This window comes from Pseudoalteromonas sp. XMcav1-K, assembly GCF_044005875.1.
In the GTDB taxonomy this organism is placed as follows: Bacteria; Pseudomonadota; Gammaproteobacteria; order Enterobacterales; family Alteromonadaceae; genus Pseudoalteromonas; species Pseudoalteromonas spongiae.
In genome coordinates this window covers 1-3,801 of sequence record NZ_JBIPJE010000002.1, presented here as the reverse complement: position 1 = coordinate 3,801, position 3,801 = coordinate 1, and the positions used below count along the sequence as shown (strand labels likewise).

Annotated in this window: 2 protein-coding genes; both read left to right on the top strand. The window is 39.1% G+C overall.

The window, feature by feature from the left end:
- Nucleotides 1-296: 296 nt before the first annotated feature.
- Nucleotides 297-743, top strand: a complete 447-nt coding sequence (locus ACHSBP_RS00025; protein ID WP_395387880.1) for a DUF4124 domain-containing protein — start codon at nt 297-299, stop codon at nt 741-743.
- 246 nt (nt 744-989) lie between these two features.
- Nucleotides 990-3,801: hypothetical protein (locus ACHSBP_RS00020; RefSeq protein ID WP_395387879.1), on the top strand; the 2,812-nt coding region annotated here is incomplete at its 3' end.

Here is a 3,801-nt window from a genome sequence, read left to right as displayed (position 1 = left end):
AACCTGGAGACTACGCAAAATACTCAGAGCTTATGGTTCAACCTTTTTATAATTGCGATTATTTGCCCTTTGTTTTTGGTACAACAGCATTTCTCATTAACGCTAATGATGATTATGTTTATCTAAACTGAATCAATGGAGTCAGAGTCGATGAAAACTAAGTTATAGAAGTTTATCTAGTACCCAGAATTAAGGTGATTGAACCGATGCGTTTTGGGATTATTTGGATAGTTAATCTAACTACGCATAAATAGAAACAAATTTGATATACCCTCATATTTAGAAAGGAAGCAAATATGAACACATTTACGTTATTGCTGGTTTTTGCGTTGGCACTAATGGTCTCTTTCACTAGCGTAGCGAAAATTTATCAATGGACGGATGCAGAGGGAAAAACCCATTTCAGTGATATTCCTCCTGCGCAGTATGCACATAAAGAAATAAAAATAGCAGCCAAATTGGCGGCAGGCTCTAAGTCTCACCCTAATATACACAAACATTTTTCTAGCGGTAGCAAAAGTAATGTAAATCGCGTAAATACGCCAAAAGTTAGTTCTGAAGAAAAAGCAAAAGACATAGCACGCTGTAACCGTTACAAAGAAAAATATGAACGTTATAAACGTGAAGGGATTTTAGGTTACAACGTTGCGACAGGGCAAAAACGCATGATGACGAAATCAGAAGAAAAACATTGGCTAAAAAGTGCCAAAGAAAACATGGAAATAATGTGTTCGGGAATTTGAACGAGCTTAAGTGGACTTAACACCTAGTGTAAATTTTTCGTTTAGCATGAGTAGTAGCTCCCATTGTTAGAATGGTTAAGAAAAACGTTTTAATGCTGGTGCTAGTTAAATACTAAATCGAATATTTAAACGATTTAAACAGTGATACTCAGCCTTTCGATATGAGTGTATGGCTTTTGATAGTGAATAAAAATAATAAAGTTAACTTTTCATGGTTAGCGGCTTAAAAGGTTTAAAGGATTAAAAATGTTGTTGAATAAATTCTCTCGATTTAAGCAAATACTATTTTGGCTGCTGTTACCTTGCATTTTCATATTTGAGGTGGTTCCCGCGTATGCTTACACTGCATTTGATATATATCGAGCAAGAAGTGGTTATGTTTTAGCGCGTGGCCTTGTCTTAGAAAACGATTTACCAGTTTGGGCACAATACAACGAAAATGGTAAAATTGTTGGGGCAGAATACCCCTATGCTAGCAACTTAGGAAGCTACGCGCTTTCAGCTCATACAGTTAACGCATCCCTCGAAGCACTATCACAACTAAAAAGTGAATATGGTGACCGCTTAGTGATTATGTCTAGGGAGCAATATGAGAGCGCTACTTTAAAAACTGGTTTAAAAAATAATGTTGATAAGTTTAGCGTAAGTGAATCCATTAAAAGCGTTGTTTTTTTAGAACCTAAGACTTTGGTTTCGGCAAAGCAACATATTATTTTATTGAGAGCACGTTTCGACTTAAATTCTGTTGGCCCCACCAATGGTAATACAAGATCGCTTTTATTAAATCGCTCTGGCCAACTCATTGCCCAATCAGAATATAATTTTGCGTTTAAATCGGCTTTTTATGAAGGCGATGGTGAGAACCCTTCAACATTACTAGACCTAAAAAATAAGAAAGCCTACGCGCCGTTTAAAGAGGCGTTTGTTGAGGTGATGGCGCCATATGGTGGGATGGCGGTCGCTGGCGAAGACGGGAGGTGGTTAAGTACATATGGGTTAGTGCCATGCCCCCTGTTCTTTTTTGAATACAATACGCCAGCATACATGAATTATTTTTACGCTAACTTCAACCCGAAAGCGAAAATGGCAGGTTTTGATTATCAAGTGCTTCCAGGATATGACGCTTGTATCGGTTATGATGCAATATCAGTGTCAAATATAGTAGACGCTATGTTTAAAGCGTATCTTGTGGGTCTTCAAGCATCTATCTCGAAGCCATCTATCCATCAGTACAACTTTTTTGTTGATACCAATATTCTTGGTGGTCAAGCAGAGATCTATGACCCGTTTCAAAACAAAGCCGTGCCAATTGGGTCTGAAACAAAATACACCTACCGAGAGCCTGAAATAAAAGCTAATGAAAAACCAGTGTTTTATTTTGATGGAGATGACCTTGCAGAATATATTCTTTATGGAAATATAAATAATGAAGGGGAGTTTGTTTGCAAAGAGAGTGTTGATGATTCTAAATATTATGGTGTTTACTTATCATCAAATGAAGTGAAGCCATCAGCTAACTGTGATGATGACAAAGCTGAAATACAACAACCAGACTTAATGCGCGTTGTTGATATTGTTACTGATTTACAACCGCAAGGGTTGCTAGAAAGTTTAAGCGAAGATGATTTGCGCGACACTGACATGTTTATATTTCGGGAGTCAACAGGCATGCTGCTGACCCAGCGAAAAGGCAGAGACATGCGAGACTATTTAGGCTTTTTTGATACTTATGACGTTATAAATAACAAATTCTCTTATCAGTTCCACATGCGTGGTCCGCAAGTATTGTCTAATTATGTCTTCCGAGAATATAGGGGAGAGGAAGGGTTTAATCTGTATCAAAGTCAATCTCATATGAACCCTGAGTTGCATCGCCGTGAGGCAGACCACTTAAAGCCAAATGAAATGCTTAGAATTATACTAATTAACCGAAAAACGGGTTATATAGGGTCTAAGCTACGGTCTTTTTCCGATATCGCTCGTCAAAATGCCTCTGTGCAAGAACTATATGACTTTGCTGATATTACTGAAATGTATCCACCTAACTTAAAAATAACAGCAGAGCGCATTTTTGAGCCAAATAAAAATTCAATAAAAACAGGTCAGCAAAAAAACTTGATTAGTTATGAAGGCTCAGCATTATCAAGTGATTCAATGCTAGTGCTGACAACTGAGTGGTTTGATAATGATGGTACCCCTTTACCAGCAGGGTTAGCTGACTTTGGTTATACAGGGCGTTTAGCAAAAGTAGCCGGTAACAATAGTTTAGTAACCGTTGGCGGAGAGCTTGCAAACTTTGCGATAAAACCTGGGCGCAATATTGTCCAAATTAATTTGCCAGGTGGCGCGTCAACTAATGAACACTTTTACGTAAATGTAAGTGGTGAACCCATTTCAGAATCGCCAAGCTTTGAAGAAATAGGCGCAGGTGATGGGCCACTGGCACACCGTCCAAAGTACTATGTTCCATTTAAAGTGCCTGTGTTTAATGAAGAGTTAACGACAGATTTAAATTTTAAATATAAAAAAGCGGTTGAGTCGGGTGAAGCAGGTGACTTGGCAAAGCCAGAGCCTGTTTACCATTATGTTTATCGCCCAGAGTATCAGTTCAGTACATACGAGCTAAAAGTAAAGGATATCCTGCGCCAAACAGCCGATGATAATGTGATATCGCTTTACCCCAAAGAGCGCCCATTAATTGGCTCAAGCGACGACATGGTTACCATGATGTACGATTTATTGGCATCAAACAGCGACGCGCTAGCGTTTTTAGGCGAAGGCCAAGAGCTGGTGTTTTCACTTGGGGCTGATGAAATCAAAGCCACCATTGGCGAATCAGGTCAAGTACGTTTTGAACGCCTTGATCATATTGCAGCGCTAGATGTTGAAGATTTTGTGACGTTAAGTCTCTATAACAACACCGACCCCACGAATGTACTGTGGGATTATGCGTTTGAAGCTGTAGCACTTGATACGCGTTGGGCAGGCTATGACAACATTGGCGAAGATGGCACTATTTATGTGAGTGCAGACGACCCAGTTGTGCCACTGCAAAGCC